Genomic DNA, 23,209 nt, shown 5'->3' on the forward strand with positions numbered 1-23,209 from the left:
TTCGCCGGATCGCCCTGAACCATACTGAACTGGCGCAGGCCACCTGTGCCACCATTCGCCTGAAACTGTTTAAAATCGGCGCCGTGGTCATCCGCAATACCCGCCGTATTCGGCTGCTGCTGAGCAGTCATTATCCCTTCCAATCCTTGTTTCGATCTGTCTGCCAGCGCCTGTGCCCTGATTAGCACTCGGTAAGTGCTGTGCCCGGCACGCTATAAACAACGGGGTAAGGGGGAGCTGTGCCTGAAAATCGGCAATCAACCCTGAAAACAGCCCGTTGAACTTCTCCTCCAAAAAACATCAGTCGTTTCTGGTCGTCGAGTACCTCTGAGGGGCGGCTTCATGGGGCTGATGAAATATCCGGGTTATTTCATTGAGTAACCCTTATGTAATAGCAATAGATTATTTTTTATATGATAATTCGCATTGCTTCTAAACAGAGTTATTTCTGACCAATATCTTATTGTTAAGCTTGAGTTAAGTTTCATGACTTAACCTCTCCCCTGTCGCAGTCCCTTCCCGACTGGCTATCACACTCCTAATATTTAATAGTCCGGCCGAAGGTGACTGTGGCGTACTTTTAATGATTTCACCGTTTTCAGAAAGATCTGATGCTACGGACCGGCAGAATATCTTCATGGCCCAGCAAATACTTGACCTTAGTCACAAAAAACACATTTACCGATACACATCGGACCGCAGGATCAGTAAAAATAACGCCAATTCAGTCAGGATTAGTTAATGAATATTAAATCAAGCTGGGTCACCGCTTTTGATGAAATAATAAGCGCCGGGGTCAATCATGGCCTGGCACAGCACACGACTGAGGACGCGTTTTACAATGGCCGGACTATCTGCCTGAACGACAGGCATCTAATCAATTTCGCGCTCTGCAGTTACTTGGGACTGGAGCTGGACAAGCGGCTCAGGCAAGGCACTATTGATGCCGTGACGCGATTCGGTACGCAATTCGCGATTTCCAGAACCTATCTTTCCGCCACGCCATATGGCGACCTGGAATCCATGCTGGAGGAACTGTTTGGCGGCCATGTGCTGGTCACGCCTACGACAACACTGGGCCATATCGCGGCCCTGCCCGTCCTCATTCAAAAAGGAGATGTGATTCTTCTCGACCAGATGGTGCACAACAGTGTGCAAACGGCCGCCAAGCTCGTACAGGCGCAAGGCGTTCCGGTCGAGGTCCTGCCCCATGGCAATCTGGAGATCCTGGAAGAACGCATCAATGAGCTGAGTTCCGAATATCACCATATCTGGTACCTGACCGACGGTGTCTACAGCATGTTTGGCGATCTGGCCCCCGTCGACGCGTTAGGCAAGCTGCTGCAGCGCTACGAGCAATTGCATCTGTATTTTGACGACGCGCACGGCATGAGCTGGACCGGCAAGCATGGCCGGGGTTACGTCCTCGACCAGATGCCTGTTCGGGAACGCATGGTGGTTGCCACGTCGCTGTGCAAGGCTTTCTCGGCCGCGGGCGGCGCGCTGGTATTCCCAACAGCTCAAATGCATCGCCAGGTTAAAAACTGCGGCGGCCCGATGATTTTCTCGGGCCCTATCCAGCCCCCCATGCTGGGCGCCGCGCTCGCTTCGGCCCGCATTCACCTGTCGCCCGAGATCGAACGCCTGCAGAAGGAAATCAAGGATCGCATTACGCTGTGCAATCTTCTGTTCAAGGAATATAACCTGCCTTTGGCGATTTCCTCGCAATCGCCTATTTTTTACATCAAGTTCGGACACCCTCACATTGCAGCGCACATGGTCAAACGCCTGCAGGACGAAGGTTTTTATACCAATCACGCTGTTTACCCCGCCGTCTCGCTACGTAAATCAGGCATCCGATTCACCTTGACCCGGCATCTCTCTGCCGAGGATATCCACCATTTCGTCAAGGCGGTCGCGCGCAATCTTCCGCAAGTGCTGGAAAAGAGATCAAGACAGTAACCCCGATAAGCGACAGGAATTGAACGTATTGAGGAATTTTTTTTCCTATGGTTAAGGATATGGTCAAAAATCAGTTTCCTGAAACCGGTATGATCCTGACCAATTCGTCTACGCGGGAAACCATTTTTAACCATATCCCAGAAAGATCCAACGTATCGCTGATATTGCGCGGGCTGCTTTTGACGCCTTTGCCGCGCCCGGGCGCCGGAGCCTGAACGCTAACTGGAAAGGCATTGGAATGGCGGGCGTCCCCGGACGAATACCTTGCCTGACTCAAGCTAATTCGGACTTACGAATGCGTCAGTTGGCCCGCGCAACACGGCGGATAATTCTAATTCAGGCTTATTTTCCAGCGAGGTGCAGACAATGAACAGCAAACACCATCCATTCTATCTGGGCATTCTGATGACGTTCATGAGCGCGGCGGCAATCGCCGAAGAAGACCCGGCCATTGATGCCTGCCGAAAGGCCGCCAGCGAACAGGCAAAAGGCGAAATCGTTGAAATCGAGTTGGAAAAGGAAGAAGGCGTCGAGATGTATGAGATCGACCTGCAGGCAACCGACGGGAGCAAGTGGGAGTTTAAGTGCGATAAAACTGGCAAAATAGTTGAGAAGGAACAGGAGTTGCCGAATGCCGATCATCCGGCTTTCGCCGCCCTGAAAAAAATCGACGAAGCTGAAGCCCGTAAAACCGCCTTGGCAACTTATCCCGGCATTGTTGAAAAGGTTGAGTATGAGATTGAATCCGACGGCACCGCGGTTTACGAGATCGACATCAAAACAGGGGACGGGCGCGAAATGGAAGTCGAAATCGATGCAGCTACCGGCAAAATCATAAAATCCGAGGAAGACTGAACTCAACGGCCCGGCCGGGCAGGCAATAGCCATAACCCGGCTCAGGGGGGCGTCTGTATCATATGGATGCATTGTAGGGGCGGACGACCTACGTGTCCGCCCTGTTTCGGGTGCACAACAGGCTATCGGAGAACCGCTAGCCAAAGGCGAACCGTTGGGCAAGGGCGAACACACAGGTTCGCCCCTACGCGTCTGTTCATTTTACGGCATCAAGGCATCAATCCGTAGGAATTGCCAGCCAGGTAGGGTATGCATCGCGTACCATTTTTTAAAATATTAAGATGAATTAAATCCAAAAGGTACGCAGTGCGTACCCTACCAGACTATAAGCACGGTAGGCTGGATTGATAAACCCGGCAATTCGAAACCGCCCATGCCCGGTTTCCGCTAAAGCTCCAACCCAGCCTATCCGCTATTTTCCGGTAATCGACTATATCGGAATATCGTCGACACTTTCGGCCACTCCATCAATCGCATCATGCGCGGTGTTGCCAACGCCCGGTACTATCGAAACCACGGCCCCGCCCAATCGCATTGGAACCGAAACCACCTTGGTCAGGACACAGCCTTGCAGCATGCTGGAAATAACCAGCAACAGTACGATGTTCTTGATACTCATTTTAATCTCCATCGATTATATCGGAGGCAGCCTGTTAAAGCTGCCCGCTCTTGTTTTCAAAAAATATCCGCTGCCGATACCCGGATTTGGTCCGGTTAGAATGATTTGCGCGTGATAAACGGATTATCGTCCAATACAAACCCGGCGGCATTTTTATGTCCGCCTCCACCGAAAGCCTGGGCCAAATGGCCGACATCGTAATCGCCGATAGAGCGAAGCGAAAACTGCCATTTCTGCTTTCTGCCATCATACTGGTAGGTCAGGCCGAATGTCCCCGATTTCTCGGCCAATACGTGCCCAAGTTCGCTTGAGAAAGAGGATGGCGCATTGACGGCCAGGCCTTTTTTTCCCTTCAACGTGACCCGGTGCGCGGTTTTCGCCAGCCTGTTGACTATTTTATGATGGATATCGAGGTATATCCGGCCTATCTCCCGCAACTCATCCGGATCGATCGCGCTCATTTCCGGCAGCGTTATCGGCATTTTTTCATAAAGCGCGCTGGTTATTTCGCGTGTGCCGTCCAGCTTGAACCGCCAGAGATCGCGGTCTTCAATGTACAGCAGAATTTTAGGAGGCTGGCGCTCGGGAAAAAAATATTGCCAGGCCAATACGCAACCGCTTCGGTTCATATCGAAATGGAGAAACAGATTGTCCGGCATCGGCTCTGTCCCTATTTTGACGGCTGGAGACGGTGCCTGATCGGGCGCCGGTTCGGAAGGCGCCAGGCGTTGAAAAAAAGCCTCGCATTGCTCCATGGCGGTAATATGGTGATCGATCAGAATGATTTGGCCGGCTTGCTTCGAGGCGGCGAGCAAGTGTTCCGGCGGATAGGAAAAGTCCAGGATGTAAATTGTCGCTCCCGGTTCGAACGCCGGAAACTCATCGCCATGACGGGCGGAGATATAGCGCGCTCGCTCGCCCAGCTTGCAAAAGGCGCTCCAGGCGGCGCCTAGCCCATCCAGGCAATCGGCGTGATAAATGACCAGCGTTTCGTGTTTTTCCATCATTATTATTTATACCGCGTAAAAAACTTATGAAGCCCGTTCAGCGGCCTCATTCTGCTGTTGCGCAACATCCCGCCCGCGCGGCTTACCATGCCGGCAATTCAATTTCGGCAACCGTGTGCCTGCTGCTCAAGGAAGTGCGTAAAATAACCTGAATTGGTTGACAACCGCCATGAACGGGGAAATCGCTCCCGCATAAAGCTTGGCCCCACCTGCAAATCGAAAAGTTATTTTTAACCCAATCCTGAAACCTGCTGATTATACCCTGATCAGGTTTACCATTTGCGCCCATATCATGCGCAGTTTCTCTTTGCCCCGTCCCTCGGGCAGACAGCGCAGATACCGGGCACGTTTGCTTTCAGGCCATTTGCCCGCCAATGCCGTCCAGATGGCGTCAATATTATAGTCGGCGCCCGTTTGCAGGCTGACCGGAATGCAATCGGCCGCGGGAATGTGCAGGGTATCGGCGACCGTTTCCACGACCTCCCGAATGTTGCGCGCTTTTTCGCTTTGCGGCTCCTGTATGTCATAAGGAGGCTGCCATTCCCGCAAAGGGCGCAATTGGTCGATATGGGTGACAATAACCAGAACCGGCGGCAGGCTTCGGTGCAGCCGCTGGTCAAACCAGTTGCGCAAATCGGTCAAAAACAAAGCATCAGCCTCGCGTCCCGCCTGTGTCGCCGAGCAGACCAGCAAGACCAGGTCAAAGCCGCCCAGGGCGCGCTCGGGCTCTTTCTCGAACCACTGGCTGTCCTCGCCATAGCCGGGGCTGTCGAAAATCAGCACTTCGCCGCTGTCATCCTGCGCCAGTTTATAGATCGTCAAGTCGTCGGTAAGCGGCAGGACATGCGTCGCGGCGCGCATTTCACCCAGCAGCGCATTGATCAGGCTGGATTTTCCCGCTTTTAATTGTCCGGCCACCAGAATACGCAAGGGCTGCTTCAGTTCGGGCGCCGGTTCCGGTTGTCCGGATTCGAATAACTTCGGCGGCGCCAGTTGACCGCTATACAGGGCAATAGCGTAATAACCGATTTTCTTGACCAGCGTCCGCAGCAGCCACTGCTCCAGGAGTCCCTTGGGATATTGCTTGACCTTGCCCTGAAAAAACACCGAGAGTTCAGCCGGTATGGCGGTGGCAGGACTGAACACCATTCTGCCTATGCGATAGATGAAATGCCCTCTTTCCAGCTTTTGTTTCCATTTCCAGAGCTTCAGGCCTTCATCAATGGTCAGCAAATGGCTGAACGGGATTCTTTCATCCAATAACTGGCGCATATCGCGACTGACCTGCTCGCTGATGAACAGGATATTGCGTAGCGGGATATCGAGTTCGGCCTGGCCCGCTTTCGGACGAAAATGCCTGGCCACCCTGCGGATAACCTGCTGCGCCAGCTGCAGCAAACGCGCGCTGTCGGTCAGCGGGTAATCGGCCGGGTTGAGTTCTTCCGCCAGCTTGTCCAGCTCAACCCAGATCGCTTCCGCCGCCGGCGACCAACGCTCATCCGCCTGCACGGCCGGTAACTGAAACGGCTCTATCTGCCGATGCTTCAGCCAGAGGTTTAGCAAGGTGGCGGCGCCGTAAAATGAAGCCAGAGTCAAGAACCCCTCGATCAGATACTGGTTCTGCCACAGCCAGAAACCGCCCAACCCCGCCAAGGTGAGCCAGGGCAAGATCACCAGCAGAAGTACAATAGTCCATGGCCAGTTTGCAGGAAGACGCATCGTTAAACCTGTTTTTTTATCGAATCGCGCAACAATTCGCTGCCGCGCGCGAATTCTTCCTTAAACACGCCGCGCAGCATATCGGCCTGTAACGCTTTCCCTTGTTGGGTTCTGTTGAAATAAAAACACAGCGTTTTACCTAACGCATAGGTGACAGCCGCCGTGTAAACGCCGGAGACGCCAAGCGCGACCGTCTGCCCGTACGCAGGAATCAGCTTGAGCAGTTCGCGACCGCCCATGCCCGCCAAAACGCCCATGCCGACAGCGCTGATGATTTCCCTGATGCTTTGCCGGGTCAGCGGCAGGCCATAGACATGGGCAATGCTGTGAAACAATTTACCCTGAATCGCAACCACAGTGCCCAGGCTCGCCGCCGGCACCGGGATCGCGGCTGCCAGTCCGGCTGAAATCGAATAGCCGATGACATGCGGGTGCGCAGCCTGCCAGTACACGTCATTGATATCGCCGATATGGTTTTCCAGCATGCCCCGAAGACCTAGCGGCAAAGCCTGCTCGATAGCATCCCACAGGGCATCCAATCCGTAATCCGCCGGCGCATATCCGTCCTCCGGCAAGGTAAAATCAAGCGGAACAAAGGTAGCATTCATGCCGGCAAAGTCTTCGCGCTGCTTTAACAATGAACAGCGCAAGTCGGCAGGCACCGATTCGGCGATGCGGCCGCCAGCATACGGATAAGGCTGGATGTGGCCCATGGTCCGGTTGGGATAACCTTCATGCAGCGCGGTCTGGGCAATAATGATGGGCCATTTCGGATGGGCTTTGCGGACCTGCTTTAGCGCGGAAATAACCGCTTCCTGCTGGTGATCCATGGCCTTGATCACGACGATCACGAGATGCGACTTCTGCTCGCACCATTTCATATCCTCGCTGGCATCATAGCCTTGCTCGGACAGGCCTCGGGTATCGAGAAAACGCAGAAATGCCGTTTCGGCGTCGGGAAAGTCGAACAGCATGGCCGTGCGTGTACACGGTTTGAAACCATTGCCGACCTCGGCGGCGGAGGAGCCGGTCAATGCCTTGATGATTGAACTTTTGCCGCTCTGCGTCTTGCCTAATAACCAGAATACCGGCACCGGCAAGCGTTCCCTGATGGCTTGTATTCTGTCTTCCTGTGCTTGATCGATCTGCGGCTTGGTGATCTTGTCGATATAATCGGAAGCATTCGAAAGCGGGTTGTTGATTTTCCCTGACCAGGCTTTCCAGTTGCTGAATTTGGACATAAACCTCTAAATTAACTTGAGTTTGTATGGGAAGACGAATGTGAGCGCCCATCTTTCGCACCCTTTTTATTATTCTTCCGGCAAACTCAATGGGAATCGTTCATAAACAGTCTAACTGATTACTCTCTGATCGATGATCAGACCTGCAGGTTCCATAGATCCATTAAAAGCATGTTACGGCTGGATCGTAGCGCATACGAGTTAGCGCAGCGTAACCCGACCTGCATTTTTGCAGAATAAACCATCTTTTACGCGAAGCTAGCACATAGTCATTTAATCATGACGGTTGAACTGTAGGTGCGAATTCATTCGCACTATTCGTACTATTCGCACGCTATGAATACTCTGCAAATTTTACTCGTCATAACAAGGCTGACTGATTAACAGCAGTCGGGTTACGCTACGCTAACCCGACCTACGATTTTATAATCGATATTACGTATTCATGCATCACGGTGTGTGGTGCCAATAATTAACTGAATTACGCAGCTGTAGGGTCGAATTCATTCGACCCGTGACACCCGCGATATACAGGCAGTGCGAATAATTAACTATTGCACAACATCAGCGTCGGGTTACGCTACGCTTTTATGCCCTTTAGGGTAAACCCGACCTACGATTTTATAATTGATGTTGCGGATTCATGCATCACGGTGTGTGGTGCGAATAAATTCGCACCTACAGCAACATCAGCTAATAAGCTGCAATAGCAATTTTCAGCTACGCCGGCTGTTCGGCTTTGATCTCCTTCAGCAGGTTCTCCACGGCTTCTTTCTCAATAAAATTCCCTTGTTTCTCGCCTATCGCCAGCGCCTGCTCCAGTTCGGCGATAGCGGCGGCGCTGTTATTTTTCTTATGATAAGCAAGGCCTAAATGATATTTAAAAACAGCAACTTCAGGCATTTTTGCAACCACATCCTTAAACACCTTCAAGGCTTCGTCGTTGCGCTCGCTGTTTAAAAGCGCCCATCCGTAGGTATCGTGAAAATAAGGCTGTTCGGATTTTTCAAAACGTGCGGCCAGTTTTACGGCGCGTTCAATATTTTCCTTGGTTTTATAATGATCGAGCAGCAATGAGACCAGATTATTTACCGCAACTTCAACATTCGGATTCTTGGAAATTAACGTCTCATAAGTTTCCAGGGCCTTATCATAGTCTTTATTCTGCTCATAAATATTAGCAAGCAGCACTCTCAGGCTGATATTGTCCGGGTCGTTTTCCAAGCCTTTTTTGCATATTGCGATAGCTTTGTCACGCTCCTGATTGGCGGTGTGAATGCCCGCCATAACCTGATAAAACTCGGCCACTTTAGGCCATTTATCAATCGCTCCCGACAGCACACCAAGCGCCTCATCCCGGCGTTTATCAAGCACGAGCAACTGGCTCTTCAAGATCAGCGGGTAGGTATTGTCGGGATTGGCTTTGATGAACTTATCCAGATACGCAAACATTTCTTTACGCTGTTTGAGCGCCTCATGACTGCGCATCAATCCCATCAAGGCATCGGACAATCCCGGAGAAACAGCCAGGGCCTCTTTGTATTTGGCAATTGCGTCTTCATACAGGCCCTGCCCTTCCGAGACCTTGCCGCCCAGATATTTTGAGAAGCCCTCGCCTTGGGGCTTTGTGGAAATCAAGTCGGCGACTTTCTGGGTGCCCAGCCAGTCCTTCTTTAACAGCCTGACTTGCGCCAGGGCTTGTAAAGCCCCTGCATGATCAGGCTGTACCGCCAATGCTTTCTGCAAAATCTCATCAGCTCTCATGATGTCCTTGCTTTTGATCATTTGAGCGACCACAGGCATAACCGCGGCAAAATTTGCGGGATTTATTTCCAGCGCCTTACGAAAATTTTCATTGGCGAGCGCATGCGCATCTTGTTTCGCATAAGCGTTAGCCAATAAAACCAGCGCTTCATCGGATTTCGGATAATCGCGCAACACGCCGCGCAGATCGGAAACAGCCTGATCGTTCGAGCCGTTAAGCAACTTGATCCTGGCCCGCAGCAATAATGCCTCATAATCGCCCGCATTAACCGCAAGCACCTCATCTACCAGCTTCAGCGCCGCATCGTTGTCCTTGTCATTAACGGCTATTTTTGCCAGCAAAACCTTGGCCGCCTGGCTTTCCTTGTCTTCCGGCCTGTTATCGATCAGCCAGTTAAGCGATTCTTTTGCTTCCGACCATTTATTCTGACTGATTAACAATTTCGCAAACGGCAAATAATACCCGGCATTATCGGGTTGTTGCGCGATATAACCCTGCAATAATGTTACCGCTTCATCGGGCGATTTTTTGTTTAAAAAATCCACCATAACCAGCTTTGGTTTCACATCGTCAGAATGTTCATCAATCACTCTTTGTAAAATCGATCTGGCATCGGCCTCGTTTCCCGTTTCGTCATAGTACTTCGCCAATGCATACTGGAAATCCAGATTATCGGGATAGCTCTTGATCAGAGTCTGATAATCCGCCACCACCGCTTCCGGTTTATTGAGTTTCGTGTCAATCTGCAGTTTCAGCAGATTAAGCGCCAAGTCATCGGCCTTGGTTTTAAGCGCATCCTCGACGATGGCCAGCGCCTTGGCAAAATCCTCGCTTTCCATGTAAGTGACCGCTTTTAAGCTGATGGCATCGGTATTGCCCGGCGCCAGAGCCAGTGCCTTGTCAGCCGCTTCCAAAGCCGCCTTCCGGTCGCCTTGCCTTAATAAAACAGTGGCTTTCAATACAAAAGCATCGGCATTGTCGGGGGCTAATTTCAGCAGGGTTTCCGCTTCGGCCGCTGCCTTATCGGTTTGACCGGACAACAATAGTAACTGTCCAAGCTTTCTGTGGCCTTCGGCATGATCGGGCGACAATTTGACTACTTGCGACAAATTATCGAACATGCCTTTCCAATTCTGTTTTTTTTCATCCATTAACGCCAGATGAAAATAGGCATCCGAGAGTTTATTATTAATTTGCAATGCATTTTTAAACTCAACTTTGGCCTTATCGTAATTTCCCTTACTATAAAACTCCTTGCCACTGTCCAAATAATGCTGCGCTTTTTCGGTAGCATCGCCACAAGCCTGAAAACTCAAGGCCACTCCTGTCAATAACAGAGTTCTAACTATTTGCATCACTTATCCTTTATTTAAAAAAATTTACTCAGGAATATATTGCGGCAGAACCGGCAAAACTTCTTTGGCAAAAACCTGCAGGCGCTGATCGGCAAGATCGAGATTTTCACCGGGATTAACCATCGTAGTCAGGCGTACCAGCGCTCCGTCGGTTCTATTTAACAATAGCGCATCTTTAAACAAGTACCATTTCATTAGATACTCATTCGCCAATGACCGCCCTCTTTGTTGAAACCAGTAATAAACCAGTTGTGTCATTTCGCCTTTCTTGATCACAATCCGGTTCACCGCCAGATGGCCCAGATCTTTCCGCTCAATATCAGCAATCTGCCAGCCGCCGCCCGGAATACAAACGCGCGGCGAATGCGGAGAAATACCTTTTCTCTGGGAAGCGTAATAAGCCGCGTATAAATTCACCGGCGCGCCCTGATCCTGCTTGAAGTCGGCCAGAATATAGTCCGACAGGCCCAGCTTGTTGATCACCGTGTCTTCCATGCTGGTATGCCGGCCTTGCCAGGACGACAACTGCATCGGAAACAACGGGAAACTTTTGCGCTCGGGGAAGACTTCATCGCGTTTATCGATAGAAAATACCGTCACGGTAGCCACCGCCAGAACGGCAACGATGGCGGAAAAAGGACGCGATAGCGGTCTGATTTTTACCTCGGCCGCAGCGCTGGCAGGCTGATCGGCAGTCAAACCGAAGATTTCGGCAAAAGGCCGCCTGTCTTCGCCAATCCTGGCCAACACAAGCATTTCAACTATTAAAATCCCCAGACAAGCCATGAAAACGACCCAGCCTTCAAAATCATGCAGAAAGCCTTCCGCCATGGCATTACCCCAGTTATCCACCAGCACGCCAATCATGGCTATACGGAAACTATTCATGAATAAGGTGATCGGAATCGTCGATAAAACGACCAGCGCACGTTTCCAGAATGTCGTATCGTACAGATAGGCGCAAATAAACCCCAGGCTCATCAGCGGGAAAAGATAACGCAAGCCGCTGCACGCTTCCACCACCTGCAATTTGTAACTGCCCAGATCAATAATATTGCCTTCCAGATAAACAGGAATTTGGCACCAGCGAATAAAGTACACGCCCATTTTGGACGATAACAGCTGCAAATTGGCGGAAAGGCTGGCTTCAAGAAAATAGGGCAACGGAATAGTAAAAATCAGCAGCAGAATCGGCACGATAACCGGCTTGACCGCGGGCCATCCCATAATCGCCAAGGCAATGCCCATCAATACCGCAATAAAGGCGTAATGAATCAATATATAAAGAGCGCTGATCTCGCCCACCAGAAATACAATCAGCGCCAAAAAAACAATGCCGAACCCCATCCAGGAAGGTGAAAAGCCAGACCGTTGAATAAGGTTCTTCCGCTGCCAGATAAAGTACAGCGTGATAAACGGAAGAATATAGCCATGGCTATATTCTTCCTGCTTGTCCCACCGGACAACCAATTCCTGCAACCCGCCGGCAAACGCAAATAACAACAGCAACAAACCAAAGCTGATTAACGCCAGATATCGATAATCGAATTTCCAGAGGACTGGATTCTTATTCATTATTATTCCCTTGCTAGAACAGCGCTAAAAGTTATGGAATTAGAAAATGGACCAGGTTCCATCTAAAAATTCTCTTATTTTGCTGATTGATATTTTGAAAGCTTAATTGACAGCCCTGCTCGTTCAAATGCTTATAAAGTAACAAGCAAAGTCCTAAAAATGCCCCATCAATTACCGGCACAGCCTGTAAATCAATCAGAATGTTTTTCTTTTTTGCCACACACTCTTTAAAAACCGGCCTTAGCTCAGCAATTGTCTTATCTATACACGCGCCGATCAAATAAATTTTAATATTATGATCATCTTCTTCAGTATTAATCACGACCGGCCTGGTTTCATTTAATTTTTTCTGATTAAACCTTATCCAAACGGCATAAGGAATTACATTAACCAATAACAATTTTACAAACCGTAGGCCATCGAAAAAATAGCGTTTCCACAATGAGGGCTCTTCCAGAATACGCCATAACCACTCCAGCCCGATACGCTGCATCCAGACCGGCGCACGCTTCACCGTTCCGGCAAAGAAGTTAATCACCGCGCCCAAATGGCTGATTACCGGCGCTTTTAACCGATGCCTGTTTTTCTCAATCCAGGCCTGCCCTTTCCGGGCGCCTAAGGCAACAATCAAAAAATCAATCTCATGCCGATTGATTTCATCAATGATGTCATCGATACTCATTGCTTCAATAGTGCCAAAGCCGGGACAAAAATGCCCCACGGCACGTATTCCCGCATTGGCCTGGTTGATGACCTGGCAAGCCCGCTCGCCGGCGCCCGGCTCGCCGCCAAAAAAATACACCCGTATGGGTGACCCGTTTTTTTCCGCAAATAAGGCTTCCATCAAATTGGAACCCGCCACGCGTTCCGGCAAAGGAATTTTTAATAATCTGGCCATCCAGATCAACGGCATGCCATCGGCCACCGATAAGTCGCTGTTAATAACCGATTCCCGAAAAGCTTTATCCGTTTGCGCCGCAATCAGAAAATTAAGATTGGGGGTCGATATGAAAAACGGCCTTTCTTCCTTTATTGCCCGCTTAAGAGCTGAAATTGCAGAAGACGTGTCCACCACATCGAAAGGTAAACCGCAAAGACACCAGGATTGACTATAGAAGGCTTCCATTGAATGATTTTTATAATTAGTTAATGGAAAATCAAAAGCTTAAGCTGAAACCACGTATTTTTCAAAGAGTCTGGAAAGCTGGCCGGCATTGTCCTTTAAATTGAATTCCTTTTTAACTTTCGAAATCGCATTAAGGTTTAATTGTTTTGATAAGGTTTTATCCTCAATTAAAGTACGGATTGCATTTGCAAGCTGTATCTTATTCCCCGGTTCAACCAATAAACCCGTTTCACGGTCTATAACCAGTTCCGGGATGCCCGATAAGTGGGTGGAGATGACAGAAACCCCAGTCAACATGGCTTCCATCAACACTACCGGAATGCCATCCATATCCCCAGCGGTGCCTTTCTTACAGGGCAAGACAAAAACATCCAGCTCGCTAAGAAAATCGGGGATATCAGAGTGGGCGATCGCTCCGATAAAAGAGACGCAGTCATCAGACAGGCCTAACTCCCTGGTTAATTCCGTCAATTGGCCCTGCAAGGGGCCTGATCCGGCAATGACCAATTGAAATCTGACGCCCTGCTTTTTTAATTCACTGGCGGCAAGCAACAGATCGTCAGCGCCTTTCTTTTCCACCAATCTGCCAATAAATCCGATTTTGGGTATGCCGGGCGAGTCCGCTTTTTTCCTGCCGAGAAACTGTTCGGCATCCACTCCGCAGCGGACAACCACGATCTGATTAGTATCACACCCTTGCTGGCGAAGAAACTCCCGATTGAATTCAGAAATGGTTGCAAAAAACTTGGCTCTTTTGACTTTTTCAGCCAATAACCACGCCCTTTCGAACAGGTCATTGGCATGGGCCGTCACACTGAAAGAAATATCCGACAAGGAAGCCGCATACATGGCAATATCGGCAGGCACATGAGCAAAATGCACATGAATATGGTGAACGCCATGTTCTAGAAGCTGCCTGGCAAGCACAACCGAATAAAAAAAACGAAAAGCCAGCCCCCTTGACGTTCGGGACAAAATACCCACTTTGAACATATCCGACACCAGCATCTTTAGCGTAATCAGATATCGAAGCGGATGCTTCAACAAAAACAGAGCATTCTCTTTTAGTACGACGTGTTTCTTCTGTGCATACAAATTGAAAACGCTCGCTTTCAAATCAGCCAGTTTTTTATCGAGCATGAAAACACCGGGCTGATGGACTGAAAACGGTACGACAGAATACCCTTGCTGTTCCAATTGAAAAATTTCATTGTAAACAAAAGTGGCCGATAACGCCGGAATCTCAGGGGCAAGATAGGCTAGCTTGATTTTTTTCATAATGGTTAAATCAGCCTTTCCAGACGGCTGCTTGTTGCTCGTTCAACTCGGCAGTTGCCCTTGACTTGCCCTTAAACAAACAAGCCCATTGATATTGCCTTATAAATTTGACCAACTCTTCATCATCAAATTTTGGCACACCTTTTAACAAACTGTTTAGATAACCCCAGAACATGGCCAGCCCGCCTATCACATAAGGTGGATGCGCCATGCGATATAAGGCAGAGGCCAGCATATAGATCATTCCGGTACCCATGAAATACTGGCCAAACCCATGCCGCATTCGCCCTGTAAAAATATTTTGCTGGCTTGATCCCATAGGGCGTAAATGAGTAAACCTTAAATCGGGCTCATCCCAACTGACGGCTATCCAGCCAAGCTGCCGGCAACGATGCCCATCAATCCCATCCCACATGACTTGCCGGACAAAGCCGCCAATCTGCTCGAAGCATTGCCGCCGGTAAAACTTTGAAGCCCCGATTGCATTTTCATCGCCGCACCCCTCACTAATCAGATTACCGGTGGCTTTATCTACGAAATAGGGTTTACCACTGCAGTTGCCCAACCTGGGATTTTCATTCATGCGCTGAATTAAAATCTCAAAATACCGGGGGGGCATTATCAGATCCAAATCCAGCTTGCAAATAAAATCAAACTCGCTTAAATCGACTGCATCCAAGCCCGCATAAAAAGCCTCGATCACGCCCGGCCCCACGCTACGATGCCCGCGATTTGTGCGTGTTACAATTTTGATGAATGGATAACGGCTCGCATAATCAGCCAAAATAGCCGGCGTTTCATCTGTAGAGCCATCATCGACTATCACCCATAACTTTGGTTGGATCGATTGCGCAATCACACTGTCCAGTGTTTTTTTCATAAAGTCGGCTTCATTGCGACATGGCGAAATAATGACGTATGCCTGTTTCAATTTTCTGTTCCCTTTTTATTTAACTTATTTCAAAGAAGCCATAAAAATTCATTTCTCTATATCTCTAATCGAAAATGAGAAAACATGGCTCAACTTGCATAATATATGGAATAAAGTTTGCGGCCAGACAAATAAATGACGATAAAAAACAATCCTAGAGATAACATAAGAGAAAATATAATATTTAACCCTGCTAAATCCAATAATTGTTTCATAGGCATTGCAATCTCATGCATAACATATATAGGCAGCGCTAATTGGCCAATCACTGCAGCAATGTTTATATATTTTTTTATGAATTCACTTCTATTTTCATAACTAAGGGTTAATATCCTCAATCCGGATATCATTATCATGATGATTCCATAATAGAACACCCACATCCAGATAAAAACCGGTTTACCCCTAAGCCACCACTGATCCTGATGTCCTAAAATTATTGATAATAAAATACCTAAAACGCTGATTATCGCTCCCATGATTAACATATCTTTAGCTAATTTTTTACTTTCAAAATTTCTATAGATATAGATACCCGCAGCAAGACCTAAAAAAACCCCTGAAAGCATAGAAAAATAGTTATATTTAGCTGTAAAAATAAGCTTAATAAACTCATAAAACCCATACAGTGGGTAGCCGCTAAATTGACTACCGATATATATACTTATTAAAAAACTCAAACCAGCCAAAACAAGACAATTAAAAATTTCATTGTTTTTCCATGAAATTGCCCTCAACCAGATGTGAAGTGTTGGTAAGCATAGAAAGTAAAAGACAAGAACGCTCCAAAAAGCATTAAATATTTTGGTCCAGTTTAATATTTCACCACGCCCCATAATGAGACAGATATTCATAAGCGCCAGCATCAATATACCCGAGCCTATTAAAATTAAACCCGTTTTAATCGTATTATTTAGAGATTTAGGTGACTCTTGAAAATGAGGGTAAATTACAAAGCCAACGGAAATGCCAAAAATGATAGCAAACCCTGGTGTCCCAAACGCGAATACAGGAAATAATAAGCTTTCAATATATCGAAAATTATCCGGCAAACGATCAAATACAAACCCGGACCAATGGCTCAAAACCACAAATAAAACCAAGAAAAACCGCAGATTATTAACCATTAAGTTAGTCTTTGTTCTTATGCTTACCGGTTTTTCCATAGGCTTGCGGCTGCTATTAATACCGTCGGTAATCTCTCGGATTGTTAATCCTTTAAATATACCTCTACAACTCGCTTCATCAATACCATGTTTTTGCATTTTAATCATGATATTAATGGCTGAGAGTGAGTCGCCGCCAAGATCAAAAAAACTATCGTCAATACCAATCGGAGAAGTACCGAGAAGTTCCTCCCAAATTTTTACCAACTCCTTTTGTTGCTGTGTTTCAGGCGCAACATATTGCTGCGTCGACTTAGGCTTATTGTTTTGAAAGATCTTGTAACCATTTCCAGATAAATAGATATCGGCAAGCGCTCTTCTTTGTATTTTGCCTGTATCGGTGCGAGGAAAACTATCCACTTGAATCAGTTTGACTGATTCAACAGTATGGATACCGTGCAAGCCTAGCGCGGCTATAGACGTTGAGTAGATTAATTCCTGATTTGCGTTAACTTCTGGTGTTGCGGCAATTAAAATTCCATCTCCTCGCAACGGATCTGGAATTCTACATACAGCAATCCCCGTCCTGATGCCCAAGGCATTAAGTATTTCTGACTCCATTGCTTCAGGCTGAAGTTTAATGCCGCCACAATTTATAACATCGTCGGCTCTCCCTTTAAAAAACAGGAATCCATTTTCAAAAGAACCAAGATCATTCGTGGTTAGCCAACCGTCACTATCAGTTAAACTGGTTTTTATTCCGTTAACGACACCCATTTTGGCAACATGAGGTCCTCTAATCATAATACGATTATCGTGTGATAATTTTACCTCAGTGTGCCCAACAGGCTTCCCCACTGATTCCAGGGCTGAACCACTTTCTTTGTGAATTTCCAAGAAGGTACTTCGAGAGGCCTCGGTAAGACCATAATGTTGAACAATACACGCATTATAGAATAGAGACTTAAGTGCCTCTTTTTCCTCCTGAGGCATATATTGACTACCAATTTCAATCCACTTCAGATCCCCGGCTTCACTACCAAAAATATCCTTATTTTGCAGCAATATCCGCCAAAGACTTGGAACAGCTGAAACCGCGTTAATCTCTCCATTGCGCAGCATTGTACTGATTTCAACAGGATTAAATCCGCCAGCAGGAATATAAAAACTACCGCCGGCTGTTGCGACAGCACGGCACCGACCGAATCCAAAAGAGTGATACACGGGAACACCCACATATTCCCGTATTGAAGCATCAACTTCCATAATCGAATTAAGCCGAGTTACAACATCAGATAACCCGCGATGTGTTATTTCAATGCCTTTAGGCTCACCTTCGGTACCAGAAGTAAATAAAATTTGTGCAACATCCTCGCGATCACTAGGAGAAAAATCTATTGTCATCCATCCAGATTCAACCCTTGGAACAATAACTTCATCAATACCTAATGATTTTATTCTATGCTCGTCAGATTCGCCTCTAAGCGTAACTGCAATGCTTCCAGAGGCGATACAGTCAAAGACTTCATGAATAAACCATTTCGAATTTGAAGCAACAATTCCTTTAATATTTTTTTTTGTATCAGACATTAAAACTCACCTAAATCGACCACAAACGCATGATTTCCTTATCGCATTCTATAGCTCAAATTAACCATAAATAACTTAAATGAATTGTTACAAGTTTCGAATCCGTATTTATCAATTTCACTCAGGATAAGGCGAGAAATAATTTCCTTGAATCTTGACGAGCAACAGTTGTGGGGGCGACTTAAGTCGCCCAGGACAAATACCCAAAGGGCACAAGTAAATTCGCCCTAAATAATCGCTGATTGCATCGGCAAATTGGAAAGTTTTTTAACCGAATCCTTATTAACTATAACCTGCCATCCACCTGATCAGACGGCAATAGATACTTAATATCATAAATAACATGATTTCCCTTACCTAAAGCCCTTATTCCATGCGCTCCCATCTTTTTAAACTGATCATGTGAAACAGCAATAATAATGGCATCATAGGTTTCAGCTTCCGGCTTATCTATCACATCGATACCGTACTCATGCTTAGCTTCCTCCTTATTCACCCAGGGATCATAAATATCGACATTTGCATGGTAAATATTCAGTTCCTTGACCATTTCCACAACTCGGGTATTTCTTAAATCAGGGCAGTTTTCCTTGAATGTCAAGCCCAGCATTAATATTTTTGAATTAACAATACTAATACCTTTCATTGCCATGAGTTTTACGACTTCACCGACGACAAACAGCCCCATATCATTATTAATGCGCCGGGCGGCGGAAATTAATTGCGGATGATAGCCCAATGCCTCAGCCTTATGCGTTAAGTAATAAGGATCGACACCGATGCAATGCCCGCCGACCAAACCAGGGCGAAAAGGCAAAAAATTCCATTTGGTGCCCGCAGCCTCTAAGACCTCTTGAGTATCAATACCGACACGATTGAATATAAGAGCCAGTTCGTTCACTAAGGCAATATTGATATCACGCTGGGTATTTTCAATGACCTTTGCCGCCTCGGCCACTTTAATACTGCTCGCCTTATGCGTTCCGGCGGTAATAATTGAATTATATAAATCATCAACAACGGTTGCGATTTCGGGCGTGGAACCTGAGGTAATTTTAAGGATATTAGTCAGCCGTCGTTCTTTATCGCCGGGATTAATTCTTTCAGGGCTGTAGCCGCAAAAGAAATGCTGATTAAAAATCAACCCGGAAATCTTCTCAAGAATCGGCACGCATACTTCTTCCGTGGCTCCCGGATAAACCGTGGACTCATAAATAACAATATCGCCTTCCTTGAGATATCGGGCTATCAGACTTGTAGCGGATTTGACCGGCGAAAGATCCGGATTTTTGCTTCCATCAATAGGTGTGGGGACGGTTACAATATAAACATTGTATGAAGCCAATAAAGCATCGTCCGATGTGCATGTGAGCATAGTTGCTTGCGCCAACTCTTCCCTGGATGTTTCTAACGTAGAATCTATCCCCGCCAATAATTCGCTCACACGGGCTTGATTAATATCAAATCCCAATGTGGGAATTTTTTTACCGAATTCAACCGCTAAAGGCAGTCCTACATAGCCCAAGCCAATTATTGCAATTTTCAAATTTATATTCATATCCACTATCCATTATTTAAATTTTTTATTAATTATTTGGCCAGCCACCATAAATAGCTTTTCAAGTGGGAAAATTCTTAAAAATATCATTCATTATACTGATCTGGTTATTCTTACTGCTACACATTACAAGTATCCGAATATAAGATCCCAATTGAAAACTATCAGATATTTCTAGACTGAATTATTGTTGTTTATTAAATATCATTATGCATTAATATGATACTTATATTATCAATATTATAATCTAGCTGTAATATTAAAGTATATAGTGTATATGCAGAGCAATTCAGACGTTTTATAATTGACTATAACAACTAGTATTCTTATTGTATTATATCCATTGAATAACAATTACTTTAAAGTATTTTTTAAAAAAAATTCTCTATCCACATGCATTTGTTTATGAGTTTTATTCTTTACACTATCCAAAGCTTCAAGACCTAATTGATCCATTTTATCTGGATTTTCTATAATATAGAATAAACTATCTGCAAGACTCTGAGAGTCACCTCTTTCAAATAAAATAATATTCTTATTATTTTCCGTGATATCTATAATACCTGTAGTATCAGATGCAATAACTGCAATTCCTTGACTAAAAGCGTCAAATATAATCCTAGGCTGCTCTTCTGCAAGGTTTGGAACTAATACCACGTCATATTTGAACAGTTGATCAAAAAATGGTTTCCCATATTCAACTGGCTCATGAAACTTGACACTGATAGAGCCATAATTTCCTTTAGAAAACTCTTCACACTCTTTAGCAAGAACACCCTTTCCCATAAATGTAATATTAATGGGTTTATTCACTAAACCCGATAATATCTTAATAGCATCAAATACAATATAGACACCTTTATTAACTTCCAACCGAGCCGGAAATAATATTTCAAGTGGTTTATTTTTACGTAAAGCTATTTTTTGAAATAGGGTTTCAGAAGCTATTATATGATCTTCATCAACCCATGTGGCCGGTGCAATTAATGTACGCTCGCCATCATTTAGAAAGTAATTTTTATAGAATGTTTGAGTAAATATTCTTGCATCTGAATATTTTACACAAAGTTTTAGGAGTATCGTATACAAATGGTGCTCAACAAATCTTCTAACAGTTATTTTTTCGTCTTTACGTAGCATCCAGAAAGATGACTCAATTACAATCATCCAATGAAAAGTTAAAAAAGGCCTCAAAATTAATAGATAAAAAGAAAGTGGAAATGCCCATCCTGCCCCTCCAGAGTGTACAATTTCGCCATCAGAACAAGCTTCAGCCACTTTGATAAAATTTGGAAAGAAATTTCTAATAATGGATAATAGCCCTTCATCCTTCGTTAAAGGATATATTTGTCTTATATTATAATCAGTTATTTCTTCTTGACCTTTAAGCTTATAGTTGGATGACACGTTAACAACGGGGCAACATAAACTAAAATTGCTTATATAATTTAGATGAAGCTTTATATCCTTTGCCCATAGTGGGTCACAAAATAACCTTCCAGAAGCGTCCTTTTGTATTGGTATTCTTGTATAAAGTATATATCGTTTATTTATCATATTCCTCCTAAAGAGAAACCTTTTCTTTGAGCATCAAAATGAATCCCGTTCTGTTTCTTATTCACTAGTACTCAGTCAATTTAATTATGACGGTTAAATTGTAGGTGCGAATTCACTTGTGCCCTTGAGGGTATTCGCACTATTCACACGCTATGAATCTTCTGCAAATTTTTACTCGTCAGAACAAGGCTGACTGAATACTAGTCAGCGCTGTAATAATCATTTCCTATGAGCGTATTCCAATACTCGACTGAGCGTCATTGCGAAGCTGACGAATAAAAGACATTTGGTCCCAATTTACCATTGGCATCCCAAGAATTTCTGCCAAAGCTGACAATCAATTTTCCGAGACAAAATAAACAAGGTCTAATTGATTAGAACTAACGGTCAGTTCAGGATAAGAATTTTCAGCTGACTCCTAACCACCATCTCTTCATTTATACTCAATCAATTGACCTTTACTACCAATCAACCGATTCCATAAAAACTGTAGCTGGCCCAGAAATTCTGGAAATTTACCTAACACCAAAAAAAACGCCTGCAACCAGTTATTCGGCGGCATGCACCGACTTCGCAAAGCCAAGCGCCCAACCTGCAACGGATAGACTAATAGAACCCCCCATCCCATCATCCCTTTAAAAAAGGCTACACTGCCCGCTACAACCGGAATCAAACAGCCCCACAACCAGACGCTACGCGATTCTTTGACCCGATGACATTCCTGTGATCCACCATGCATAAAAACCCCTTCCGCAAAGGCATAGCCCCCCCTCTGTGTACGCCTCCACCATTGATTAAATCGTGTCATTGCCGCATCATGCAGTGTCATTTCCGCATCCAGACGATAAATCTTCCAGCCGGCCTGCCGCAACCTGATGCATAATTCCGGCTCTTCTCCGGCAATCAAGCTACCGTTAAATCCGCTTACCGCTTTCAGTGCATCAACGCGCATCAAGGCATCGCCACCGCAGAACCTGGTTTCGCCTACCGGCGTATCCCATTCAAGATCACACAATTGATTATAAATTGAGGCTTTCGGATAACGTTCTCTACGACGCCCGCAGACAATCGCGAATTGAGGACTTGTGTTTAAAAAATCTAATCCCCGTTGAACCCAACCTTCAACAAGTTCACAATCACCATCAATAAATTGAACATAATTCAGAGACGGATATTGAGTGTTTAAAAACTCAAATCCGGCGTTTCTTGCCCTGGCGGCCGTAAAAGGAACAGACAAATCCAGATCAACAACTTCAGCACCTAACTGTCTGGCTAATTCAATACTGTTATCAGTCGAGCCAGAGTCCACATAAACGACGATACCGGTTTCGCGAGTAGCCGACTTAATACACCGTAACAGCCTTTCTCCCTCGTTCCTGCCGATAATGACGATACCCAGATTAGCCTTGTCCATTTAACACCTTTACGACCCGAGCCGGGCTACCTACTGCAACGGATTGAGGTGGGATATTATCAAGAACTACGGCATTCGCGCCTATGACACTATCATGACCTATCCTGATGCGGCCAAGCAGACAGACTCCGGCACCAATATCCACCCGGTCTTCAATGATCGGAAGTTCATAATTTTGATGTGTCCTAACGACGCCCATCGTCGTATTGTGGCGAATATGCACATCATTACCAATGGACTCGGCATGCAAGATCATTCCACTGTGATGCCAGATTCTAACTCTGCGCCCCAATCTAACGGTATAAGGCAAGGTAATACCGCAGGTCCATTCCACGACTTTGTATAGAACTTTATACAAAATCGAAAAAGGCGCGCGTATTAACTTATATTTTATATCCATGCGCCAATTGCCAAACCGATGTACAACAATGGCCCATAGTCCTTGCTCAAAAAAATCTCTATCATGTGTCAGAAAGTCTTCTTTGATCAGAGCAAGGAAGCCAATATCTTTGGGATTTTCGTTGGTTGCACCACGTTTTTTCATCAAGGCA

17 protein-coding genes are annotated in these 23,209 nt (G+C 46.1%); 3 read left to right on the forward strand and 14 right to left on the reverse strand.

Annotation, left to right across the window (positions count from 1 at the left end):
* The 3 genes from EK22_RS13125 to EK22_RS13135 all read left to right on the forward strand — a co-directional run.
* Nucleotides 1–185, forward strand: a 185-nt coding sequence (locus tag EK22_RS13125) for a transposase (protein ID WP_036251695.1), incomplete at its 5' end; no start/stop codon positions are given.
* A gap of 556 nt (nucleotides 186–741) precedes the next feature.
* On the forward strand, nucleotides 742–1,962 hold the full coding sequence (locus EK22_RS13130; protein WP_036251697.1) for an aminotransferase class I/II-fold pyridoxal phosphate-dependent enzyme: 1,221 nt from the start codon (nucleotides 742–744) through the stop codon (nucleotides 1,960–1,962).
* Nucleotides 1,963–2,328: 366 nt separating this feature from the next.
* Nucleotides 2,329–2,817: a PepSY domain-containing protein gene (locus EK22_RS13135; protein WP_036251700.1), complete on the forward strand. Its 489-nt coding sequence runs from the start codon at nucleotides 2,329–2,331 to the stop codon at nucleotides 2,815–2,817.
* A 430-nt stretch (nucleotides 2,818–3,247) separates the two neighbouring features.
* On the opposite strand, the gene EK22_RS13140 is transcribed toward EK22_RS13135, so the two are convergent.
* The 14 genes from EK22_RS13140 to EK22_RS13205 all read right to left on the reverse strand — a co-directional run bounded on the left by EK22_RS13140 (nucleotide 3,248) and on the right by EK22_RS13205 (nucleotide 23,202).
* Nucleotides 3,248–3,436, reverse strand: coding sequence for a DUF6726 family protein (locus tag EK22_RS13140; RefSeq protein WP_036251848.1), 189 nt, complete (start codon nucleotides 3,434–3,436; stop codon nucleotides 3,248–3,250).
* Between the two features lie 95 nt (nucleotides 3,437–3,531).
* Nucleotides 3,532–4,443: a DHHA1 domain-containing protein gene (locus EK22_RS13145; RefSeq protein WP_036251703.1), complete on the reverse strand. Its 912-nt coding sequence runs from the start codon at nucleotides 4,441–4,443 to the stop codon at nucleotides 3,532–3,534.
* Nucleotides 4,444–4,698: 255 nt separating this feature from the next.
* A complete protein-coding gene (locus tag EK22_RS13150) occupies nucleotides 4,699–6,162 on the reverse strand; it encodes a GTPase family protein (RefSeq protein ID WP_036251706.1) in 1,464 nt (487 codons plus the stop codon).
* Nucleotides 6,163–6,164: 2 nt separating this feature from the next.
* Nucleotides 6,165–7,403: a GTPase gene (locus tag EK22_RS13155; protein WP_036251709.1), complete on the reverse strand. Its 1,239-nt coding sequence runs from the start codon at nucleotides 7,401–7,403 to the stop codon at nucleotides 6,165–6,167.
* Between the two features lie 720 nt (nucleotides 7,404–8,123).
* On the reverse strand, nucleotides 8,124–10,523 hold the full coding sequence (locus EK22_RS13160; RefSeq protein WP_081917891.1) for a tetratricopeptide repeat protein: 2,400 nt from the start codon (nucleotides 10,521–10,523) through the stop codon (nucleotides 8,124–8,126).
* Nucleotides 10,524–10,547: 24 nt separating this feature from the next.
* Nucleotides 10,548–12,098, reverse strand: coding sequence for a VPLPA-CTERM-specific exosortase XrtD (xrtD, locus tag EK22_RS13165; protein ID WP_036251714.1), 1,551 nt, complete (start codon nucleotides 12,096–12,098; stop codon nucleotides 10,548–10,550).
* A gap of 31 nt (nucleotides 12,099–12,129) precedes the next feature.
* The gene (locus EK22_RS13170; protein WP_081917892.1) at nucleotides 12,130–13,224 is read right to left on the reverse strand and encodes a WecB/TagA/CpsF family glycosyltransferase; all 1,095 of its coding nucleotides are present in this window, start codon (nucleotides 13,222–13,224) and stop codon (nucleotides 12,130–12,132) included.
* 39 nt (nucleotides 13,225–13,263) lie between these two features.
* On the reverse strand, nucleotides 13,264–14,364 hold the full coding sequence (locus EK22_RS13175; protein ID WP_235209364.1) for a glycosyltransferase family 4 protein: 1,101 nt from the start codon (nucleotides 14,362–14,364) through the stop codon (nucleotides 13,264–13,266).
* Nucleotides 14,365–14,512: 148 nt separating this feature from the next.
* Nucleotides 14,513–15,433: a glycosyltransferase family 2 protein gene (locus tag EK22_RS13180; RefSeq protein WP_036251716.1), complete on the reverse strand. Its 921-nt coding sequence runs from the start codon at nucleotides 15,431–15,433 to the stop codon at nucleotides 14,513–14,515.
* Between the two features lie 89 nt (nucleotides 15,434–15,522).
* Nucleotides 15,523–18,129 carry an AMP-binding protein gene (locus EK22_RS23220; protein WP_051961894.1) on the reverse strand — a complete coding sequence of 869 codons (2,607 nt, stop codon included), beginning with the start codon at nucleotides 18,127–18,129 and terminating at the stop codon, nucleotides 15,523–15,525.
* Between the two features lie 286 nt (nucleotides 18,130–18,415).
* A complete protein-coding gene (gene tviB, locus EK22_RS13190; protein ID WP_036251719.1) occupies nucleotides 18,416–19,687 on the reverse strand; it encodes a Vi polysaccharide biosynthesis UDP-N-acetylglucosamine C-6 dehydrogenase TviB in 1,272 nt (423 codons plus the stop codon).
* A gap of 354 nt (nucleotides 19,688–20,041) precedes the next feature.
* Nucleotides 20,042–21,244, reverse strand: a complete 1,203-nt coding sequence (locus EK22_RS13195; RefSeq protein ID WP_036251722.1) for a glycosyltransferase family 4 protein — start codon at nucleotides 21,242–21,244, stop codon at nucleotides 20,042–20,044.
* A gap of 433 nt (nucleotides 21,245–21,677) precedes the next feature.
* Nucleotides 21,678–22,658: a glycosyltransferase family 2 protein gene (locus EK22_RS13200; RefSeq protein ID WP_036251724.1), complete on the reverse strand. Its 981-nt coding sequence runs from the start codon at nucleotides 22,656–22,658 to the stop codon at nucleotides 21,678–21,680.
* Nucleotides 22,645–23,202 carry a serine O-acetyltransferase gene (locus EK22_RS13205; protein WP_051961904.1) on the reverse strand — a complete coding sequence of 186 codons (558 nt, stop codon included), beginning with the start codon at nucleotides 23,200–23,202 and terminating at the stop codon, nucleotides 22,645–22,647. The genes EK22_RS13200 and EK22_RS13205 overlap by 14 nt, the downstream gene beginning before the upstream one ends.
* Nucleotides 23,203–23,209 lie beyond the last annotated feature (7 nt).

Origin of the sequence: Methylobacter sp. BBA5.1 (assembly GCF_000746145.1) — a bacterium.
GTDB lineage: Bacteria > Pseudomonadota > Gammaproteobacteria > Methylococcales > Methylomonadaceae > Methylobacter > Methylobacter marinus.